Origin of the sequence: Paenarthrobacter sp. NEAU-H11, from assembly GCF_050573415.1 — a bacterium.
GTDB lineage: Bacteria > Actinomycetota > Actinomycetes > Actinomycetales > Micrococcaceae > Arthrobacter.
The window spans coordinates 119,512-137,904 of record NZ_JBNZGA010000010.1 but is presented as its reverse complement, the minus strand read 5'-3'; the positions used below and the strand labels follow the sequence as shown (position 1 = coordinate 137,904).

Annotated in this window: 15 protein-coding genes; 9 read left to right on the top strand and 6 right to left on the bottom strand. The window is 67.5% G+C overall.

The window, feature by feature from the left end:
- Window positions 1-3: 3 nt before the first annotated feature.
- Complete coding sequence (locus ACQ3DC_RS14080) at window positions 4-1,059, bottom strand: diacylglycerol/lipid kinase family protein (protein WP_430752517.1); 1,056 nt, start codon at window positions 1,057-1,059, stop codon at window positions 4-6.
- A gap of 89 nt (window positions 1,060-1,148) precedes the next feature.
- Between ACQ3DC_RS14080 and serS the strand changes: the two genes are divergently transcribed.
- Window positions 1,149-2,429, top strand: coding sequence for a serine--tRNA ligase (gene serS / locus ACQ3DC_RS14075; protein WP_430752516.1), 1,281 nt, complete (start codon window positions 1,149-1,151; stop codon window positions 2,427-2,429).
- A gap of 72 nt (window positions 2,430-2,501) precedes the next feature.
- Here the strand turns inward: serS and ACQ3DC_RS14070 are convergent, their stop codons facing one another.
- The gene (locus ACQ3DC_RS14070; protein ID WP_430752515.1) at window positions 2,502-3,497 is read right to left on the bottom strand and encodes a hypothetical protein; all 996 of its coding nucleotides are present in this window, start codon (window positions 3,495-3,497) and stop codon (window positions 2,502-2,504) included.
- Between the two features lie 258 nt (window positions 3,498-3,755).
- Between ACQ3DC_RS14070 and ACQ3DC_RS14065 the strand changes: the two genes are divergently transcribed.
- Both ACQ3DC_RS14065 and ACQ3DC_RS14060 read left to right on the top strand, forming a co-directional pair.
- Complete coding sequence (locus tag ACQ3DC_RS14065; protein ID WP_323057826.1) at window positions 3,756-4,613, top strand: HAD family hydrolase; 858 nt, start codon at window positions 3,756-3,758, stop codon at window positions 4,611-4,613.
- 147 nt (window positions 4,614-4,760) lie between these two features.
- Entirely contained in the window at window positions 4,761-5,345 is a 585-nt protein-coding gene (locus ACQ3DC_RS14060; RefSeq protein ID WP_157239774.1) for a histidine phosphatase family protein, read from the top strand.
- A 14-nt stretch (window positions 5,346-5,359) separates the two neighbouring features.
- Here ACQ3DC_RS14060 and ACQ3DC_RS14055 read toward each other — a convergent pair whose 3' ends face one another.
- Window positions 5,360-5,959, bottom strand: coding sequence for a hypothetical protein (locus ACQ3DC_RS14055; protein ID WP_157239772.1), 600 nt, complete (start codon window positions 5,957-5,959; stop codon window positions 5,360-5,362).
- Between the two features lie 128 nt (window positions 5,960-6,087).
- On the opposite strand from ACQ3DC_RS14055, the gene ACQ3DC_RS14050 reads away from it, so the two are divergent.
- Window positions 6,088-8,484 carry a phosphoketolase family protein gene (locus ACQ3DC_RS14050; protein WP_430752514.1) on the top strand — a complete coding sequence of 799 codons (2,397 nt, stop codon included), beginning with the start codon at window positions 6,088-6,090 and terminating at the stop codon, window positions 8,482-8,484.
- On the opposite strand, the gene ACQ3DC_RS14045 is transcribed toward ACQ3DC_RS14050, so the two are convergent.
- The 3 genes from ACQ3DC_RS14045 to ACQ3DC_RS14035 form a co-directional block, all read right to left on the bottom strand.
- A complete protein-coding gene (locus tag ACQ3DC_RS14045) occupies window positions 8,477-9,229 on the bottom strand; it encodes a DUF429 domain-containing protein (RefSeq protein WP_430752513.1) in 753 nt (250 codons plus the stop codon). The genes ACQ3DC_RS14050 and ACQ3DC_RS14045 overlap by 8 nt on opposite strands.
- Window positions 9,230-9,237: 8 nt before the next feature.
- Window positions 9,238-10,566 (bottom strand): carboxylesterase family protein, encoded by a 1,329-nt coding sequence (locus tag ACQ3DC_RS14040; RefSeq protein ID WP_430752512.1) that lies wholly within the window; start codon window positions 10,564-10,566, stop codon window positions 9,238-9,240.
- Between the two features lie 87 nt (window positions 10,567-10,653).
- Window positions 10,654-11,142 (bottom strand): inorganic diphosphatase, encoded by a 489-nt coding sequence (locus ACQ3DC_RS14035; RefSeq protein ID WP_157239765.1) that lies wholly within the window; start codon window positions 11,140-11,142, stop codon window positions 10,654-10,656.
- A gap of 154 nt (window positions 11,143-11,296) precedes the next feature.
- Between ACQ3DC_RS14035 and dacB the strand changes: the two genes are divergently transcribed.
- The 5 genes from dacB (at window position 11,297) to ftsH (ending at window position 18,390) form a co-directional block, all read left to right on the top strand.
- Window positions 11,297-12,847, top strand: a complete 1,551-nt coding sequence (gene dacB, locus ACQ3DC_RS14030) for a D-alanyl-D-alanine carboxypeptidase/D-alanyl-D-alanine endopeptidase (RefSeq protein WP_430752511.1) — start codon at window positions 11,297-11,299, stop codon at window positions 12,845-12,847.
- A gap of 350 nt (window positions 12,848-13,197) precedes the next feature.
- A complete protein-coding gene (locus ACQ3DC_RS14025) occupies window positions 13,198-14,331 on the top strand; it encodes a zinc-dependent metalloprotease (RefSeq protein ID WP_430752510.1) in 1,134 nt (377 codons plus the stop codon).
- Window positions 14,332-14,433: 102 nt separating this feature from the next.
- Entirely contained in the window at window positions 14,434-15,522 is a 1,089-nt protein-coding gene (gene tilS, locus ACQ3DC_RS14020) for a tRNA lysidine(34) synthetase TilS (RefSeq protein WP_157242780.1), read from the top strand.
- Window positions 15,523-15,552: 30 nt separating this feature from the next.
- The gene (gene hpt / locus ACQ3DC_RS14015) at window positions 15,553-16,104 is read left to right on the top strand and encodes a hypoxanthine phosphoribosyltransferase (protein ID WP_104996440.1); all 552 of its coding nucleotides are present in this window, start codon (window positions 15,553-15,555) and stop codon (window positions 16,102-16,104) included.
- Window positions 16,105-16,326: 222 nt separating this feature from the next.
- Window positions 16,327-18,390, top strand: a complete 2,064-nt coding sequence (ftsH, locus tag ACQ3DC_RS14010) for an ATP-dependent zinc metalloprotease FtsH (RefSeq protein ID WP_323057831.1) — start codon at window positions 16,327-16,329, stop codon at window positions 18,388-18,390.
- The last annotated feature ends 3 nt before the right edge of the window (window positions 18,391-18,393 follow it).

The following is an 18,393-nucleotide window of genomic DNA, read 5'->3' as shown; positions in this document are numbered from 1 at the left end:
CCGCTAATCCTCCCCTTTGACCCGGATCAAGAGAGACCGCGGCTCCACCTGGACCGTGAGCTTGGTGGCCTCGCCGGAGGTGTCGCCGTCCAGCTGGATGGGCATCGGTTCCGGACACTTTATGACCACTTTCCCGGAGCGGTAAACGGTCATGTCGGGCAGCTTCCCGGTGTGTTTGAACATGATTTTGACGTACATCAGCAGCCATCCGACGGCACTGCGGGGGCTCATCACCACTACGTCCAGCATGCCGTCGTCGATCATGGCCTGGGGTATGAAATCGATGCCGCCGGGGATCAGGCCGCAGTTGGCGAACAGAACGCTGCGGATGCTGCGGACCTGCCCCGGACTGCCGTCCAGGGAAATCGTGACCTTCTTCCTGGGTCCCGGGAGGTGCCGCATGCCGGCCTCGGTATATGCGAGCCATCCCACGGCCCTCTTCAGTCCGGCATTGGTGTCGGCCAGGATTTCGGCATCCATGCCGATTCCCGCGATCACCAGGAACGAGTGTTCGGTTGATTCCCCGGTCCAGGAGTTTTCAATGCTCATCCGGGCGGTGTCGATGTACCGTTGCCGGCCGAAAAGCGCAGTATTGACGCTGGCGTGAAGGTCGTTGACGTCCAGGTCGACGTTCCGTGCCAGCAGGTTGCCGGTGCCCAGCGGGATGAGTCCCATGGCCACGCCCGTATGCGCGAGGGACTCGGCCACCACACGGACTGTGCCGTCGCCGCCGCCGACGAGGACGACGTCGGGCTTGTACGCCAGGGCCGCCTTGACCTGCGAATAGCCGGGGTCCTCCGCCGTCGTCTCGAAGAACACGGGGTTCTCCCAGCCCGCCGCCAGACATCCCCGCTGGATGATGCCTTTCGCTTCGCCCGCGCGGGTTTTGATGGGGTTGAGGACTACGGCCACGCGCTGCCGGGCCAGGCCAGGTTCGTGCGCGTCGGCGCCTACGGTACTGCGGATGTGCAGGGCCTTGAGCTTGCGCACGCCCCACCAGCTTGAGATGGCAAACGCGAGGGCCACCCCAATCAGCAGGTACAGGATCCAGTCGCTCATGGTGGTTCAACAGTAGCCCGGCGAAGCCTTCCGGTCCGGCACGCCCGCTGCCGCCCGCCGTCTTCCGCGGTATTGGATACCCTTGTGTGGTGATCGACGTAAAAGACCTCAGCGAAAACCCGGATAAATACCGTGCAAGCCAGCGTGCCCGCCGTGCGGATGAATCAGTGGTGGACGCGATCATCTCCGCGGATTCCGCCCGCCGTGCGGCGCTGATCCGCTTCGAGAACCTCCGCGCCGAGCAGAACGCTTTCGGCAAGAAGGTGGCACAGGCCAAGGGCGACGAAAAGAAGGCGCTGCTGGCCGAGGTCAAGGAGCTGGCCAACTCGGTCAAGGCCGCCTCCGCCGAGGCCGATGCCGCCCAGACGAAGCAGGAAGAACTGCTGCGCACCATCCCCAACCTGGTTGAGGACGGCGTTCCTGAGGGCGGCGAGGATGACTACGTGGTGGTCAAGACCGTCGGCACGCCCCGCGAGTTCCCGGACTTCGAGCCGAAGGACCACCTGGAAATCGGCGAGCTTATCGGCGCGATCGACATGGAGCGCGGCGCCAAGGTTTCCGGCGCCCGCTTCTACTTCCTGCGCGGGGTAGGTGCCCGGCTGGAGATGGCGCTGCTGCAGATGGCCATGGACCAGGCCATCGAGGCCGGTTTCGTCCCCATGATCACGCCCACCCTGGTGCGCCCGGAGACCATGCAGGGCACCGGCTTTGACGTAAAGCACGACGCCGAGATCTACCGTCTCGCCGAAGACGACCTCTACCTGGTGGGCACCTCCGAGGTTGCCCTCGCCGGGTACCACGCGGACGAAATCCTGGACTTTGCCGCCGGCCCCATCCGCTACGCCGGCCAGAGCTCCTGCTACCGCCGCGAAGCCGGGTCGCACGGCAAGGACACCCGCGGCATCATCCGCGTCCACCAGTTCAACAAGGTGGAGATGTTCATCTACACCACCGTTGAAGAGGCCGCCGCCGAGCACCAGCGGCTGCTGGCGTGGGAAGAGGAGATGCTGGCCAAGTGCGAGCTGCCGTACCGGGTGATTGACACCGCGGCCGGCGACCTCGGCATGTCCGCCGCCCGGAAGTTCGACTGCGAAGCGTGGGTTCCCACCCAGGGCGCGTACCGCGAGCTGACCTCCACCTCCAACTGCACTACCTTCCAGGCCCGCCGGCTGAACATCCGCGAACGCGCGGTGAACGCCGAGGGCGTCGCGAAGGGCACCCGGGCCGTAGCCACCTTGAATGGAACCCTGGCCACCACGCGCTGGATCGTGGCGCTGCTGGAGCACCACCAGAACGCGGACGGCTCGGTCAACGTGCCCAAGGCCCTGCAGAAGTACCTGGGCGGCCTCGAGGTCCTCCCGGTCCTCTAGCTTCGCCTGCTTCCCGGGGCATCGCACCCTCTGACGGACTTTGCACCAGGGCATTCCCGGGTGCAAAGTCCGTCAGAGGGTTCTTTTTGCCCTGATGCCGCTGTTAGGCAGCCCGGCATTCCGCAGCACAGCGCCCAGCCTGGCTGCATCCGAAGCAGTCGCCCAGTCCCAGCGCACCACTCTGAACCCGGCCGCACGGAGTTTGTCTTCGCGCTTCTTTTCGGCCAGGACGGCTTGGCGGGAGGTCTGGTCGCCCAAGTACTCATCGCGCAGGTACTTCGCGTCGCCGTCGAACTCGCCAATAAGTTTGAACTGCGGCCAGAAGAAGTCGGTCCGGGCAATGAAGTGGCCTCCCGCGCGGAAGTTTGCCTGCAACAGGGGCGCGGGGAAACCCAGGAGGTGCATCTGTGCCCGGCTGAGTGATTCGCCTGCTGATCCGGAGTTGGCAACGGCGAACTTGAGCACCTGGGTGACCCATCGCCGGCGTGCGCCCGACTCCAGACGCGCGGCGTGCCCCAGCAACTCGTCCTTGCTCACCCGGGGGCCTGAAGTACGACGCATGCCGATAGCATGATCGGCCAGCACTGTTCCGGCCGCAAAGTTCTCGCTTGCGATGACCGCCACCACCGTCTCGGGCAATGGCGTTATCTGTAGCCCTCCGAACGCGATGGTTGGTCCCCGGGAAGCATGCCGGGCGACACCATAGGAGGTGAGTCCCTCGAGTCCGCACAATCCGGATGGCATTCGAGCAGCGGACGTAGTGGGAAGGCTCCGGCCCCTATGGCCCCGTGAAGCACCTGCAAGGTGGACGTGGTCGGGGACAGCGAGCATCTCCAGGTTCCACAGGACAGCGGCTGTGTTGAGGCAGAACTTTGACGAAGGCAGTTCAAGGTTCACGGCAAGGATTGTCTGCCGGTACCTTTCCCATGGTGGCAGCGAGATCCACTCGTCCTTTGCCGCGTACACTCCCTTGCGGACACGGACCAGTTCGCCGCGGGCATACCGCCTGCGGAGCGAGCGCGAGTCTCCGGTACTGCGGTGCAATGCGGCGGCATCAATCAGCTGCATGCCTCCATGGTCGCCGCACCACCGAGGGAAGGGCAGGACGGTTCTGCCCCATGTGGACAACGGCGGCACCCGAGCTGCACCGGGAAACGGTCCCTGCACCGGGGCGTGCGCGGGTGCTTTGTCCGTGGGAGGGTGCACGCCTCAGAACACGGAGGTTAACACTCACACCGGGGACAACCTGTGGGTATTAACCAACTGTTCAATAACTCTGTGGCGCGCGTCCTAGCGGCGTTTCGGGGCGTCTGGTTCACTATTGGAATGACAACGCTGACTGAAACCTCAGTCGCCGGCAACGATGACCGGCGAGATAACAACAACAACAACGGCCGCAAGCTGATGGTCGCACTGGACGTGGACGGCACGCTGGTGGACCACGACGGCCACATGTCCCAGGGTGTCCGGGAATCGGCGCAGGCCGTAGTGGCAGCCGGGCACGAGGTGATGATCGCCACAGGCCGTTCGCTCAACGCCACCTTGCCCATCATCGAGAAAATCGGGATTGAGCGCGGCTACGCCGTCTGCTGCAACGGCGGCGTGACGCTGCGGCTCCATCCGGCACTGGACGGCGGCTACGAGGTCATCCACAAGGCCACGTTCGACCCCGCACCCGCACTCCGGGCACTGCGCGAGCGGCTTCCTTCTGCCAAGTATGCGCTGGAGGATGCGGACGGAAACTTCCTGTCCACCGAGCGTTTCCAGGACCCGAGTTTCGGCGTCGAGGCCATCGGCGTCGATTTCCACACCATGCTTGAAGCCACGGCAGTGCGCGTGGTGGTCTTCAGCACCGAAAACACCCCGGAAGAGTTCAATGAGGCCATTGAACACGTGGGCCTCGCCGGCGTCACCTACTCCGTGGGCTGGACCGCGTGGCTGGACATCGCCGCCGCCGGCGTGACCAAAGCCAGCGCGCTGGAAAACCTCCGCGGCAGGCTCGGCATCGAACGCCACCTCACGGTGGCCATCGGCGACGGCCGCAACGACATCGAGATGCTCACCTGGGCAGGACGCGGAGTGGCCATGGGCCAGGCGCCGGAGGAAGTCATCGCCGTCGCCAACGAGGTCACCCACTCAGTGTTCGACGACGGCGCGGCCCACGTGCTGCGCAGCCTGCTGTAGCTGCGGCAAACCTCCCGAGATTCCGGTTCAGCTGGCAGCCTTACGCGGGCTTCGCCTACGCGGCAGCCGGGCTGCGCAGCTGGCTGGACCGCGCAACTGACTGTCCCCGCGTCCGGCGGAAGCCCGCCGTCGGGCAGAATGGAAAGCATGACCCTCACCACCTTCGCCCTCATCCGCCACGGCCAGACAGACTGGAATGCGCAGCGCCGCCTGCAGGGATCCACGGACATTCCACTGAACGACGTCGGCCGGGCCCAGGCGCGTGACGCCGTTGACGTTTTGTCGGCGTACGAATGGGACGCCATAGTGTCTTCGCCGCTGAGCCGCGCTGCCGAAACCGCAGATGTGATAGCCGGCGGACTCGGGCTGGGCGAGGTCCGCCGCCTGCCGGAGCTCACGGAGCGGAGCTTCGGACCGGCGGAGGGAATGCAGGCGGGCCCGGAACTGGAGGCACTCCGCATCCCCGGGGGCTTCCGCGGCGCCGAAAGCGAGGACGAGGCAGCTGACCGCGGTCTCGCCGCCCTGGAGGCACTGGCCAAGGAGTACAGCGGCAGCCGTGTTCTCGTCGTCGCGCACGGAACACTGCTCCGGGTGAGCCTCAGCCGGGCCGTAGGGACCGCTTTGGCCAGCATCGACAACGCTGTGCTGAACCTGGCGCACCACCACGCGATCGACGGCTGGCAGCTCGAATACTTCAACGGCGAGCCGGTGATGGCGGCAACCCAGGCCTGAGGGGGCCGCAGCCCCTACCGGACCGCGAGGATCAACCCCAGCAGCCGGGCTGCCGCGGGCCGGGCCGCGTGCTCCTCGTTCCACTGAGCCCGTGCCACCGCCTTGCTGACCGCCTGCGTGGTGATTCCGAGTTCCTGGGCCACAGCCTTCTGCTGGCCCCGCACGCCGGGCGTCAGCAGGTCAAGCACCCGCCACTCGGCACCGGAGCGGTCGCGCACGATATGCCCCAGCAGCCGCAGCACGGCCTCGGCGTCGTGGGCCACGTCAGCCAGCGGCCCCTCCACTGCAACCGGAACCCGGTCCTTGCTGCTTCGCAGGCGGTCCACGGCGCGCCGGGCATACACCAGCCCGTGGCCCGAAGCGTCCTTGATCTGGTTGGGCAACGGTTCATTGACGGGCCCTACGCCGATGCCCACGTACCAGGAGCCGTCCCGGAGCGCGATCAGGGCCGCCTCCACCGCCTGGTGCGGGCAGTCCACAATGCCCTGGACCTCGTCCTCCACGGACCGGTCAAAATCAAGGCGCGCAGGAATGTGCCGCAGGTCCCTGAGCAGCTGCGGCACCCGGTCGCCATCGCGCCGGCTATCGGTCTGGTTGATTGTCAGCGTGAACATCTGAATCCAAAGACTACCTGCAGGTAGCAGCGCCAAGGCAAGCGGGGTTGCCTCGGGCTGGCCCATCTGGTGCGATGGGGGAACGGCTGCACCTGGCAAGGGTGGGCGAACGCGACGTGAGGATGGTTATGGCCGGCAGCATGGGGCAGGGCGAACTTGAACTTGTGGACCGCTGGTGGCGCGCCGCCAACTACCTTTCCGTCGGGCAGATCTATCTCCGCTCCAACCCGCTCCTGCGCGAACCGCTGCAGGCCGAACACACCAAATCCCGGCTGCTGGGCCACTGGGGCACCACCCCCGGGCTAAATTTCGTCTATGCCCACCTGAACCGCATCATCCGCCGCGACTCCGCCGAGATGCTTTTTGTGGCGGGTCCCGGCCACGGCGGCCCCGCCGTCGTCGCCAATGCCTGGCTGGAAGGCACCTACTCCGAGGTCTACGGCCACGTGGGCAACGATGGCGACGGCATGGCCGAACTCTTCCGCCAGTTTTCCTACCCGGGCGGCATCCCCAGCCACGCGGCGCCGGAAAGCCCCGGCTCCATCAGCGAGGGCGGCGAACTCGGGTATTCCCTCGCCCACGCGTACGGCTCGGTCCTTGACAACCCCCAGCTGGTCACCGCCGTCGTGATTGGTGACGGCGAAGCGGAAACCGGCCCGCTGGCCGCCAGCTGGCACTCCCATAACTTCCTGGACCCGGCCACTGACGGCGCGGTGCTGCCCATCCTGCACCTGAACGGGTACAAAATCGCCAACCCCACCATCCTGGCCCGGATGCCCGAAGAGCAGCTGGAGCAGTTGCTGCGCGGTTACGGGCATGAGCCCTACTTCGTGACAGTGGAAGACCCGGACAACACGGAGCAGGCGCACCGCGACTTCGCGGATGCGCTGGAACGCTGCATGGCCGGCATCCGCGCCATCCAGGACTCACGGCGGTCTCCCCGGGCCGGACAGGACGGGGCGGATGCCGCTGCCCGTTGGCCCATGATCGTGCTGCGCTCGCCGAAAGGCTGGACCGGACCGCGCGTAGTGGACGGGCTGCAGGTTGAGGGGACGTGGCGCAGCCACCAGGTCCCGCTCTCCGAAGTCCGCACCAACGGGGAGCACCTGAAGCAGCTGGAAGGGTGGCTGCAGTCCTACCGCCCGGAGGAGCTGTTCGACGGCGACGGCAGGCTCCGGCCCGAGGTCGCCGAGGCCGCGCCCACGGGCGCTTTCCGGATGAGCGCAACGCCGCACGCCAACGGCGGACTGCTTCGGAAGGCGCTAAGGCTGCCTGCCTACCGGGACTACGCCGTCGAGGTCCCGGAGCCGGGGACCGAGCGCGTCAGCCCGATGGTCACGCTGGGCTCGTGGATGCGGGACGTTATCTCGCGGAACATGGAAACGTTCCGGCTCTTTGGCCCGGACGAGACCGCCTCCAACCGGCTGCAGGACGTCTACGAGGTCACGGACAAAGTATGGCAGTACAGGATTGACGACGCCGACGAGCACCTTGCGCGGTCCGGCCGCGTGATGGAGGTGCTCAGCGAACACCTGTGCCAGGGCTGGCTGGAAGGCTACCTCCTGACCGGCCGGCACGGGGTCTTCAACTGTTACGAGGCCTTCATCCACATCGTCGACTCCATGTTCAACCAGCATGCCAAGTGGCTTAAGGTGCACCGGCAGCTGCCGTGGCGCCAGCCGGTGGCATCGCTGAACTACCTGCTGTCCTCCCACGTGTGGCAGCAGGACCACAACGGCTTCTCGCACCAGGACCCGGGTTTTATTGACCATGCCGTGAACAAGAAGGCGGAGGTCATCCGGGTATACCTGCCGCCGGACGCCAACACCCTGCTGTACGTCATGGACCAATGCCTGGCCTCCACCGACTACGTGAACATCGTGGTCAGCGGAAAGCAGCCCTCGCCCACCTGGCTAGGCCCCGCCGACGCCGCCAACCACTGCCGACGGGGGCTGGGGATTTGGGCGTTCGCGGGGTCCGAGGTGCCCGGCGAGGAGCCCGACGTCGTGATGGCCTGCGCGGGTGACGTGCCCACCGTGGAGACCGTTGCGGCAGCCGAACTGCTCCGGGAAGGCGCGCCCGGACTGAAGGTCCGGGTGGTCAACGTGGTGGACCTGATGCGGCTGCAGGACGTGAGCGAGCACCCGCACGGGCTTCCTGCCCGGGATTTCGACGGGATCTTCACGGCGGACAAGCCCATCATCTTCGCCTACCACGGCTACCCCGCGCTGATCCACCGGCTTGCCTACCGCCGCTCCAACCAGGACGGGCTGCACGTGCGCGGCTACAAGGAAGAGGGGACCACCACCACGCCGTTCGACATGGCCATGCTGAACGGGATCGACCGGTTCCAGCTGGCCATCGACGCGATCGACCGCGTGCCCGGGCTGGCCGAGAGGCATTCCCTCCTCCGGCAGAACCTCCAGGACCGGCGGATGAGGGCCCGGGAACACACCCGGCTGCATGGGGAGGACCCGGAGGAGATCCGCAACTGGACCCTTGGCGGCGAGGATCCCGCTAGCTGACGAGTTCCGCCAGCCCGCAGGAGGGCAGGTGGATCCACCCCTCGTCGAGGGCGGCTGCGGCGTGCGCGCCGTCAGGGGGCGCGGTAAGCCCGACGGCGGCCGCGCGGGCGGTGAGGGACGCGACGACGGCGTCGAACAGGTCGTCCGAGGCTGCAAGCCTGTCCTCCTGCCCGGCCAGGTCCAGCCAGGGGGCCTGCTGCCGCAGGTTCGCAAGGAGCATGGAAAGCCGGTCGGCTTCCGGGGTCCCCCGTCCTTTGTAGCCGCGGGCGACCAGTCCCCACAGTTTCAGGGAAGCAGCCGGATAGACCTCCGCGAGGCGTCCCGATCCGTCCCTGGGCTGGGGGCCGTGGAGCGCTGCGATCTTTGCCTGGATCACCGCGCACCGCATGGCCGGGTGCGCCAGCCGGTCCGCGGAGACGCTGAGGGGGATCAGTCCGGTCCGGCGGGTGACGAACCTGTCCGTGTCACGGTAGGCAAGCAGCCGCCGGCCTTCGATGCCGTCATGCGCAAGCACGGGGTCGGCGTCGAAGGTAAGGTGCCCGGTGAGGAACGGGATCAGGGCCCGAGGCCACCCCACCGGGCAGTCGATCCCCGTCATGGCGGCGCCGCCAAACAGTTCCACGATCTCCTGGTCGCCCACATCCAGCGCCAGGTGCACCAGGCCGGCGGAATCCTTGCCCCATTCGAGGACCGCCACGGCGGTTTTCCTGGTGGCGGCGGCCAGGTCGACGCCTAAAGTCCGCATCGGAACCCTCAAGCTGCCCGGTAGCGCAGCGTTCCCGGGATGGTGCCGTGTTTGCCGAGGTCATCGCCGCGGGCGAACCGTGCCCAGAGCGCCCGCAGCTCGCGTCCGGCCGCGTTGACCTCATCCCAGCTGGCGCCGGCAATCAGGCCCACGCCGTCCCACGTGTTCCGGTTGCCGAAAAGCAGCGGGAGGTCAACAGTGTGGGCAGCGCCGAAGATGTTTCCCGGGGCATGCCAGCTCAGGACGTAGCGGTGGGCCTTCCCGCCAGCCCGGGCATGGCGCCGGGCGAACCTCCGCGCCGCCTTCGCATAGACGGTCTCGGTGACCACCCAGTCAATGGCGCGGACGGCGGCAGACCCCACCAGCGGGACGCGCGCCAGCCGGCTGAGGTAGGGGCTGCGGGGCAGGAACAGCCGTGCTTCCTCGGACGTATGCCCGATCAGCACCTCAACGCCGGGCGCGGCGCGGTTCCAGGCGGCTTCAATATCCGGTTCCGCCGGCAGCGGTGCATGGCCATACTGGGTTCCGAAAGGCATGGCGGCCAGCATGCCGAATTTCCGAGCTACCTGGGCAACGTGGTCCTCCCGCTCAACGATGTCCATGGCGGGCGTCTCCTCGTTCACGGCTTCGGCAACGATGCCCATGGCATGGTTCATTTTCGCCCTGCCGCGGGAGATTCCCAGCGGGGCGCTTTGGATGATGGCCCGCTGGAAGAGGGACGGTGCTTCGGCTGTGGCCATGAGGTGCGCGATCGCGTCACCTCCGGCCGACTGGCCGAAGGCCGTCACCCGGCCCGGGTCGCCGCCGAACGCGGCAATGTTCCGCTGCACCCAGCGGAATGCCTCAAGCTGGTCCAGGAGGCCCAGGTTCCCCGGCCGGCCGGTGCGGGTCGCCAGGAAGCCGAACAGCCCCAGGCGGTACGTCACAGAGACCACCACCACCCGGTTCTCGGACACCAGCGCCGCGGGGTCGAAGATGGCAAGATCGCCCGAGCCGGTGGTGTAGGAGCCGCCGTGGATCCAGACCATCACGGGGAGCTGTTCGCCGGAGGCAACGCCGGCGGGCATGGTGATGGAGAGGTTCTGGCAGTCCTCGCTCCCCGGCAGCTCCCCGTAGCGGGTGCCCAGGACGTCATCGAGGAACGGCACCGGCCCCTGCGGGCAGGCGGGCGCGGGGGAGGTGGCGGCAAACGGAACCGTCCAGCCAGGCGCCGGGGCGGGAGGCTGGAAACGTCCGGCGGTGGCGTAAGGGATCCCGGTTGCGCGGACGACGTCCCCGTCCCGCCAGCCGGTGACAGGACCGCAGGGCGGGTTGAAGACTGGCGCTGAGCTCACCAATTCACCTTAAACCACAACGCGGGGTCACTTCCGGCCCAATTCTGGCGAAGAATTCGGCGCGGAGTGACCCCGCGTTGCTTCAGGAAATCAGTGCTTGGTGGGCACGTAACGCTTGATGGAAGCTTCCAGCTCGGCCTCGGCGGCAGCGCGGTCGCCCCAGCCCTCGGCCTTGACCCACTTGCCCGGCTCCAGGTCCTTGTAGCGGGTGAAGAAGTGCTCGATCTCCTTGATCAGGAAGTCGTTGACGTCGCTGACCTCCTGGATGTGGTCGAAGCGGGCGTCCACCGGCACGCAGAGGATCTTGGCGTCTCCGCCGCCGTCGTCCGTCATGTTGAAGACGCCGATGGGGCGGGACTCAACGATGACGCCCGGGTGCAGGTCGAAGTCCTGCAGCAGCACCAGCGCATCCAACGGGTCGCCATCCTCGCCGAGGGTGTTCTCGAAGTATCCGTAGTGCGTGGGGTACTGCATGGAGGTGAAGAGGACGCGGTCCAGGCGGACGCGGCCGGTCTCGTGGTCAACTTCATACTTGACGCGTGATCCCTTGGGGATCTCGATGGTCACGTCATGCTTCATGGAATGCTCCTCGGCAATTGCAGGGGGTTCGCGGCACTTCTGACGGGCAACAAAAAGCACTGTCGGTGCCGCCGACTATTATTGAGGATATAGCGAGAGGCCCTGGAATCAGGAACTTGTGGGGAAATTTCAGGACTTGAGGACCGGCACCAGCATGACCAAGACAATCGGCACGGACCGGCAGTACGGCCGTGTCCGGCAGGCAGCGCTGAGGGGCGTCACCGGTCTGCGGAGGTCCTGGCTGCTGGTCCTGCTGGCGGCCCTCCTGGTTGCCCTTTCCGTCCCGGCGGCCCTGCTGGTGGCCCCCGGCTTCCTGGGTCCCGAGGCCCCTGCCCCCGCTCCGCCCGCGCCCGCATGGCAGCAGGCTCCCGCCACGCTCTCTGCCCGGCCGGGCCTGGCCACACTCGATCCTTCGGCGGACGTCCCGGCCCGGGCCGCCGTCACGGCGCAGCTGGATCCGCTGTTAAAGGCCGACGGCGGCGGAACGTTCACCGCGCTGGTCCAGGATGCGCTGACCGGCGAGGTCCTGTTTGACCGCGGCGGATCGGAAGGCCGCGTTCCGGCGTCCAACATGAAACTGCTCACCGCCGTCGCCGCCCTGCGGTCCCTGGGGCCCGGGCACCGTTTCAGCACAACTGTTGTTGCCGGGCCGGCGCCCGGGCAGGTGGTGCTGGTGGGCGGCGGGGACGTGCTCCTGGGGCCTGGTGAGTCGAACCCCGAACGGGCAATGGGACGCGCCGGCCTGGCATCCCTGGCTGCCGGCACGGTGGAGGCGCTGAAGGCTGACGGCGCGGCGGGGGAGCTCAAGGTCCTCGTGGACGACTCCCTTTTCACCGGACCCGCGCTGAACCCGGCCTGGGACAGCGGGGATGTGGCCGCCGGCGAAGTGGCACCCTTGTTCCCCCTGGCCCTGAACTCAGCCCGGTACGATCCCGCTGTCACCACCGGTGCACGCCCGCAGGACTCCGCCATGGCTGCCGGCGAGGAGTTTGCCGCCCGGCTGCGGACGGCAGGCGCCGCCGCGGGACTCACTGTGGCAGCCGCCGTCGAACGTTCACCCCAGCCGGCGGGAGCAGGCGCCGCGGCAGCCCGCGCGGCGGCAACGGCCGCTCCCGGGGAGGATTCCAGTGAACCGAGGCTGCTGGCGGAGGTGCAGTCCGCCACCGTGGCCGAACAGGTGGACGTGATGCTGCAGGACTCTGACAACTACCTGGCGGAAGCATTGGGCCGGCTCACGGCACTGGCGGACGGGCTGCCCGGCAGCAACGACGGCGCCACGGCGGCAGTCCGTGCGCAGCTCTCCGCAGCCGGCCTCGCCACGGATGCCCTGAAGCTGGTGGACGTCTGTGGACTGGCCATGGGCAACAAGGTCTCGGCCCGGCAGTTTACCGAGGCGGTGCGGGCCATCACCTCGGGCACGGATCCCAGGCTGCGGGCCGCGCTGGACGGATTCCCGGTGGCCGGCCTGACCGGAACCCTGGACACCCGCTACGGCGGCGACGCCACTGCCGGCGGCGCCGGGCTGGTGCGGGCCAAGACCGGCACGCTGAACACAGTGCTCGCATTGAGCGGCTATGTGGTTGACGCGGACGGCAGGCTCCTGGTCTTTTCCTTCATCGGCAACGGGCTCACCCCCGGGACTGCGGGCAACAAGGAAGCCCTGGACCGCGCCGCCACCGCGCTCGCAGGCTGCGGCTGCCGGTGAAGTACCAAGTGCGACGGGCCGGCGCGGCCGGCACCGTTGGCGGTGCGACGAACCCGGACTCAACGTCCAGTGCGGTGACACTTCCTGCCGCGTGTTTTCCGTGGGCGCGGTCCTGCCCCGCATAAACGGTCCGGGCCAGCACCGCTCATGCGGGGCGGGGCCGCTCCTGCTGGTGGCGGTCGGGTTGTTCGGCTCTTGGTTACTACCCTGCCGGACGGGATAGAGCCGCGCTTTCCGCATCCTGTGAATCGCCTGTGCAAGTGCGTCCGTGGCCGGCCGGGTGCTCCGAAGGGTTCGCCGGTCAGCGAACTTAAGGACTATCCACAGCATGCTGTGTTCTGATGGGAACCATGGAGCCCACTGCACGCGAGTCGTCAACCCAGACGTTGTCCGCCACGGCACAGTCCTTGATCAACTGGGACCTCGCCGCCTCCACCGCCGCACGCCTGGCCCCGGCCGGGCCCGTGCTCAGCGAGGCCGCCATGGGTGAGGCCGTGGACAGCCTGCGCCGCCTGGCGGATGTGTCCGTTGAGCACGTCCACCAGATCACCGGGCTGGAGGCGGCACGCGACCTCCGGGACTCCTCCGTGCTGGTGGTGGACCGGGCGTCATGGGCCAAGGCCAACACGCAGAGCTTCGCGGTGATGCTCAAGCCTGCCATGGAAAAGATGCTGGAAAGCCGGCGCGGCACGCTGAGCCCCGGCGCCGCCAGCGTCAGCGGGGCCATCACCGGGAGCCAGCTCGGCGCCGTCCTGGCATTCCTGGCCAGCAAGGTCCTGGGGCAGTACGATCCCTTCGCCGCACTCGCGGAAGGCTCCACCGCCCCTGCCGGCGGCAGGCTCCTCCTTGTTGCCCCGAACATCGTGGCCGTGGAGCGCGAACTCAACGTCGCGCCTGAGGATTTCCGCCTCTGGGTGTGCCTGCACGAGCAGACCCACCGCGTGCAGTTCGCAGCCGCCCCCTGGCTGCGGCACCACATGCTTGAGCAGATCGACGAACTCAGCGTTCACCTGCTGGGCAACGTCGACTCCCTGATGGAGCGGGCCACCGCCGCCGCACGCTCCCTCAAGGACCGCACCGCCTCCGGAAACACCCCCGGCCGCGGTGCCATCCTGGACCTCCTCCAGGACCCGGAGGAAAAGGCGGCCATCTCCCACCTCACCGCCGTGATGAGCCTCCTCGAAGGCCACGCGAACGTGGTGATGGATGCCGTGGACGCCAGCATCATCCCGTCCGTAAAGACCATCCGGCAGCGGTTCAACGAACGCGGCAAGGACCGCGGCGTGATCGAAAAGTTCATCCGCAGCCTCCTTGGCCTGGACGCCAAAATGCGCCAATACTCGGACGGCGCCAGGTTTGTGCGGGCCGTGGTGGATGTGGCCGGCATGGAAGGCTTTAACAAGGTGTGGGAGTCCGCAGACCACCTGCCCACCGAGCCGGAGATCCACGACGCCAAGTTGTGGCTTGACCGGATGGGACTCTGATTGCCTCGCAGCGAGTCACCTGACGCAGCATCCGGCGGCCCGGGCGGCGACAGCACCGGCGGGAGGAGCGGCTTCCAGAGCGGACGACGACGGCCCGGGAGGCTGGCGCCCGTCGTCGGCAAGGCGCGTAAGGCGCTCCAGGACGCCTTGGCGCAGGCGGGTTACCCGCGGCATGTCCTGGTGGCCTGCAGCGGCGGGCCGGACTCCCTGGCGCTGGCCGCCGTCGCCGCCTACTTTGCCCGGCGCGGGCACGTGGACGGCCACCCGGTCACGGTGGGAGCGGTGGTGGTGGACCACCAGCTGCAGGAAGGGTCCGCAGGCGTGGCTGCGGAAACCGCGCGGACACTGCGGGACCTGGGCCTGGCGCCCGTGGAGATCCGTGCCGTGACGGTGGCAACGGCCGGCATGGGTCCGGAGGCAGCGGCCCGGGAGGCCCGGCATGAAGCGCTTGAAGCCGCCGCCGCCGGCCAGGGCGCCGGAGCCATCCTGCTGGGCCACACGCTGGACGACCAGGCGGAACAGGTGCTCCTTGGCCTGGCCCGCGGCTCCGGCACGCGCTCCCTTGCCGGCATGAGGCCGGAGCGGGGACTCCTGCTGCGGCCGTTCCTGGGGCTCCGCCGGGCGGATACGGAGGAGATCTGCGAGGTGGAGCAGCTGCAGCCCTGGCATGATCCCACCAACTCGGACCCGGCCTTCGCACGTTCCCGTACCCGGGTGGAAGTGCTCCCTCACCTTGAGGAAAAACTGGGCCCCGGCGTCGCCGAATCCCTCGCCCGGACCGCTTCAATCCTCCAGCTGGACGCCGACTACCTTGAGGACGTGGCGGAAACCACGTTCTCGGCGCTCGTTGAACGGGACGGCGCCGAAGTGAGCCTCCCGGAGGAGGCGTTGCGCGCCCTCGCCCCGGCCATCAGGTACCGCGTCATCGCCAAGGCGGCGGCCGACGTCGGCGGGCAGCAGCCCGGCTACCAGCGCCTTTTGGCGGCGGAGGCGCTGTTGCGGAGGCAGGGCTCGGCCGGGCCGGTGGAGCTGCCCGGCGGGGTGAGCGCCTACCGCCTGTCCCTCGCGGAGCTGGAGGCGGCGGGAACCGTAAGCGGCCAGGCCGCAACCGATAACGCCAACCCCGTTCCCCGCGAAGCGGCCCGCTGTGGGAAGCTAGTATTCCGGCCTCAAAAACCGCCCGCAAAATAGTCGCACCCCGCATCTACACAGGAGCCATTGGTGGATTCAAACGACGTCCAGGCAGACCTCAAGCACGTTCTCTACACCAAGGAACAGATCCAGCAGCGCATCACGGAGCTGGCTGAGCAGATCGACAAGGACTATGAGGGCCGCGAAATCCTCATCGTGGGCGTGCTCAAGGGTGCGGTGATGGTCATGGCGGACCTGGCCCGGGCGCTGCACAGCCACATCTCCATGGACTGGATGGCGGTGTCCTCCTACGGCTCAGGCACCCAGTCCTCCGGAGTGGTCCGGATCCTGAAGGACCTGGACACGGACCTGATGGGCAAGGACGTGCTGATCGTCGAGGACATCATCGATTCCGGCCTCACCCTGTCCTGGCTCAAGACCAACCTGGAGTCCCGCGGCACCGCATCCGTGGAGATCTGCACCGCTTTCCGCAAGCCCACTGCCGCGAAGGTGGAGATCGACGTCAAGTACGTCGGCTACGACATCCCCAACGAGTTCGTGGTGGGCTACGGCCTGGACTACGCGGAGAAGTACCGCAACCTGGACTTCGTGGGTACCCTGGCCCCGCACGTCTACGAGTAGGCCCCCGGCACGCCGCCGTCGGAAATAGTCCGGTGACACCACGCCCCCTGGAGCAGGTCCTCCGCCGCCCTGGCGCCACTACGCCCACAGGGAACTTTTGCCGTCCATCATGCGTGATCTACTCCGGACGGTGTATAGCTAGAAGCTGACGCAGCACCATCACGCGCGCAGACTACTCGCCGTGCAGCACTACCGGAAGGGACGGGGCCAGCCCCCGAACAGATGAAAGCTAAGAACTTCTTCAAAGGCCCGGGCATCTGGATCGTCGTCGTGGTCGGTCTGCTCCTGGTGGCCTTTGCAACGCTGGCCCCAGGCGGTGCGGCACGGATCGACACTGACAAGGGCCTGGAACTGCTCTCCGGAAACCAGGTGGAGCAGGCCAAGATCTTCGACGGCGAAAACCGCGTGGACCTGACTTTGAAGGACAACCTGCAGCTTGACGGGCAGGACAAGGGCAAGAGCGTCCAGTTCTTCTTCGTGGACGCCCGTGCGCAGGACGTGGTCAAGGCGGTAACCGAGGCCAAGCCCGCCCAGGGCTATACGGACCAGCCCATCGAGAGCAACTGGTTCTCCGGCCTGCTCTCCCTCCTGATTCCCGTCATCCTCCTGGGCGCCCTGTTCTGGTTCCTCATGACCCGCATGCAGGGCGGCGGCTCCAAGATCATGCAGTTCGGCAAGTCCAAGGCCAAGATGGTCAGCAAGGACATGCCGCAGGTGACGTTCGCCGACGTCGCAGGATCCGACGAGGCAGTGGAGGAACTCCAGGAAATCAAGGAATTCCTGCAGGAGCCCGCCAAGTTCCAGGCCGTTGGCGCCAAGATCCCCAAGGGCGTGCTGCTCTACGGCCCTCCCGGTACCGGCAAGACCCTCCTGGCCCGCGCCGTCGCGGGTGAGGCCGGCGTCCCCTTCTTCTCCATCTCCGGCTCCGACTTCGTGGAAATGTTCGTCGGCGTGGGTGCCTCCCGCGTCCGCGACCTCTTCGAGCAGGCCAAAACCAACTCCCCGGCCATCATCTTCGTCGACGAGATCGACGCCGTGGGCCGTCACCGCGGCGCGGGCATCGGCGGGGGCAACGACGAACGCGAGCAGACCCTCAACCAGCTGCTGGTGGAGATGGACGGCTTCGACGTCAAGACCAACGTCATCCTCATCGCCGCCACCAACCGGCCCGACGTGCTGGACCCCGCACTGCTGCGTCCGGGACGCTTCGACCGCCAGATCGGCGTGGACGCACCGGACATGATCGGCCGCGACCAGATCCTGCAGGTACATGCCAAAGGCAAGCCGATGGCACCGGGCGTGGACCTCAAGGCCGTGGCCAAAAAGACCCCCGGCTACACGGGCGCGGACCTGGCCAACGTCCTGAACGAAGCCGCGCTGCTCACCGCCCGCTCCAACGCGAACCTCATCGACGACCGCGCGCTGGATGAAGCCATTGACCGCGTCATGGCCGGCCCGCAGAAGCGCAGCCGCGTCATGAAGGAACACGAGCGGAAGATCACCGCTTACCACGAAGGCGGGCACGCCCTCGTGGCAGCCGCACTGCGGAACTCCGCCCCGGTCACCAAGATCACCATCCTTCCCCGTGGCCGCGCCCTGGGCTACACCATGGTGGTCCCGGACAACGACAAGTACTCCGTGACCCGCAACGAACTGCTTGACCAGATGGCCTACGCCATGGGCGGCCGCGTGGCCGAGGAGATCGTGTTCCACGACCCCTCCACCGGCGCGTCCAATGACATCGAAAAGGCCACCGGCACCGCGCGGAAGATGGTCACCGAATACGGCATGAGCGAGCGGGTTGGCGCTGTCCGGCTGGGCCAGGGCGGCGGCGAACCGTTCCTGGGCCGCGATGCCGGCCACGAGCGCAACTACTCGGACCAGATCGCCTACGTGGTGGATGAGGAAGTGCGCCGCCTCATCGACCAGGCCCATGACGAGGCCTACGCCATCCTCACCGAGAACCGGGACGTCCTGGACCGGCTGGCCCTGGAACTGCTGGAACGCGAAACGCTGAACCAGGCCGAGATCGCCGATATCTTCAGGGACATCCGCAAGCGCGACTTCCGCGAGGTGTGGCTGTCCAAGGAGAGCCGCCCGGTCCAGATGGCGGGCCCCGTGGAGTCCCGCCAGGAAAGGGCGGAGCGCGAGGCCCAGGAAGAGGCCAAGAAGGCGCGCCTGGACGAGCCTTTGGACGCGCAGCCGCCGCACCCGCAGGGTGTTCCCGAGGATGCACCGTTCCGGGGCGGGGTAACGGACGCGGGGCCTGACGCCCTTCGCGGCTAAGCT

Excerpts from the sequence above, each read along its gene's own strand:
- ACQ3DC_RS14080 (WP_430752517.1), bottom strand. The coding sequence starts at position 1,059 with ATGAGCGACTGGATCCTGTACCTGCTGATTGGGGTGGCCCTCGCGTTT.
- ACQ3DC_RS14070 (WP_430752515.1), bottom strand. The coding sequence starts at position 3,497 with ATGCAGCTGATTGATGCCGCCGCATTGCACCGCAGTACCGGAGACTCG.
- ACQ3DC_RS14065 (WP_323057826.1), top strand. The coding sequence starts at position 3,756 with ATGACAACGCTGACTGAAACCTCAGTCGCCGGCAACGATGACCGGCGA.
- ACQ3DC_RS14060 (WP_157239774.1), top strand. The coding sequence starts at position 4,761 with ATGACCCTCACCACCTTCGCCCTCATCCGCCACGGCCAGACAGACTGG.
- ACQ3DC_RS14055 (WP_157239772.1), bottom strand. The coding sequence starts at position 5,959 with ATGTTCACGCTGACAATCAACCAGACCGATAGCCGGCGCGATGGCGAC.
- ACQ3DC_RS14050 (WP_430752514.1), top strand. The coding sequence starts at position 6,088 with ATGGCCGGCAGCATGGGGCAGGGCGAACTTGAACTTGTGGACCGCTGG.
- ACQ3DC_RS14045 (WP_430752513.1), bottom strand. The coding sequence starts at position 9,229 with ATGCGGACTTTAGGCGTCGACCTGGCCGCCGCCACCAGGAAAACCGCC.
- ACQ3DC_RS14035 (WP_157239765.1), bottom strand. The coding sequence starts at position 11,142 with ATGAAGCATGACGTGACCATCGAGATCCCCAAGGGATCACGCGTCAAG.
- dacB (WP_430752511.1), top strand. The coding sequence starts at position 11,297 with ATGACCAAGACAATCGGCACGGACCGGCAGTACGGCCGTGTCCGGCAG.
- ACQ3DC_RS14025 (WP_430752510.1), top strand. The coding sequence starts at position 13,198 with ATGGAGCCCACTGCACGCGAGTCGTCAACCCAGACGTTGTCCGCCACG.
- ftsH (WP_323057831.1), top strand. The coding sequence starts at position 16,327 with ATGAAAGCTAAGAACTTCTTCAAAGGCCCGGGCATCTGGATCGTCGTC.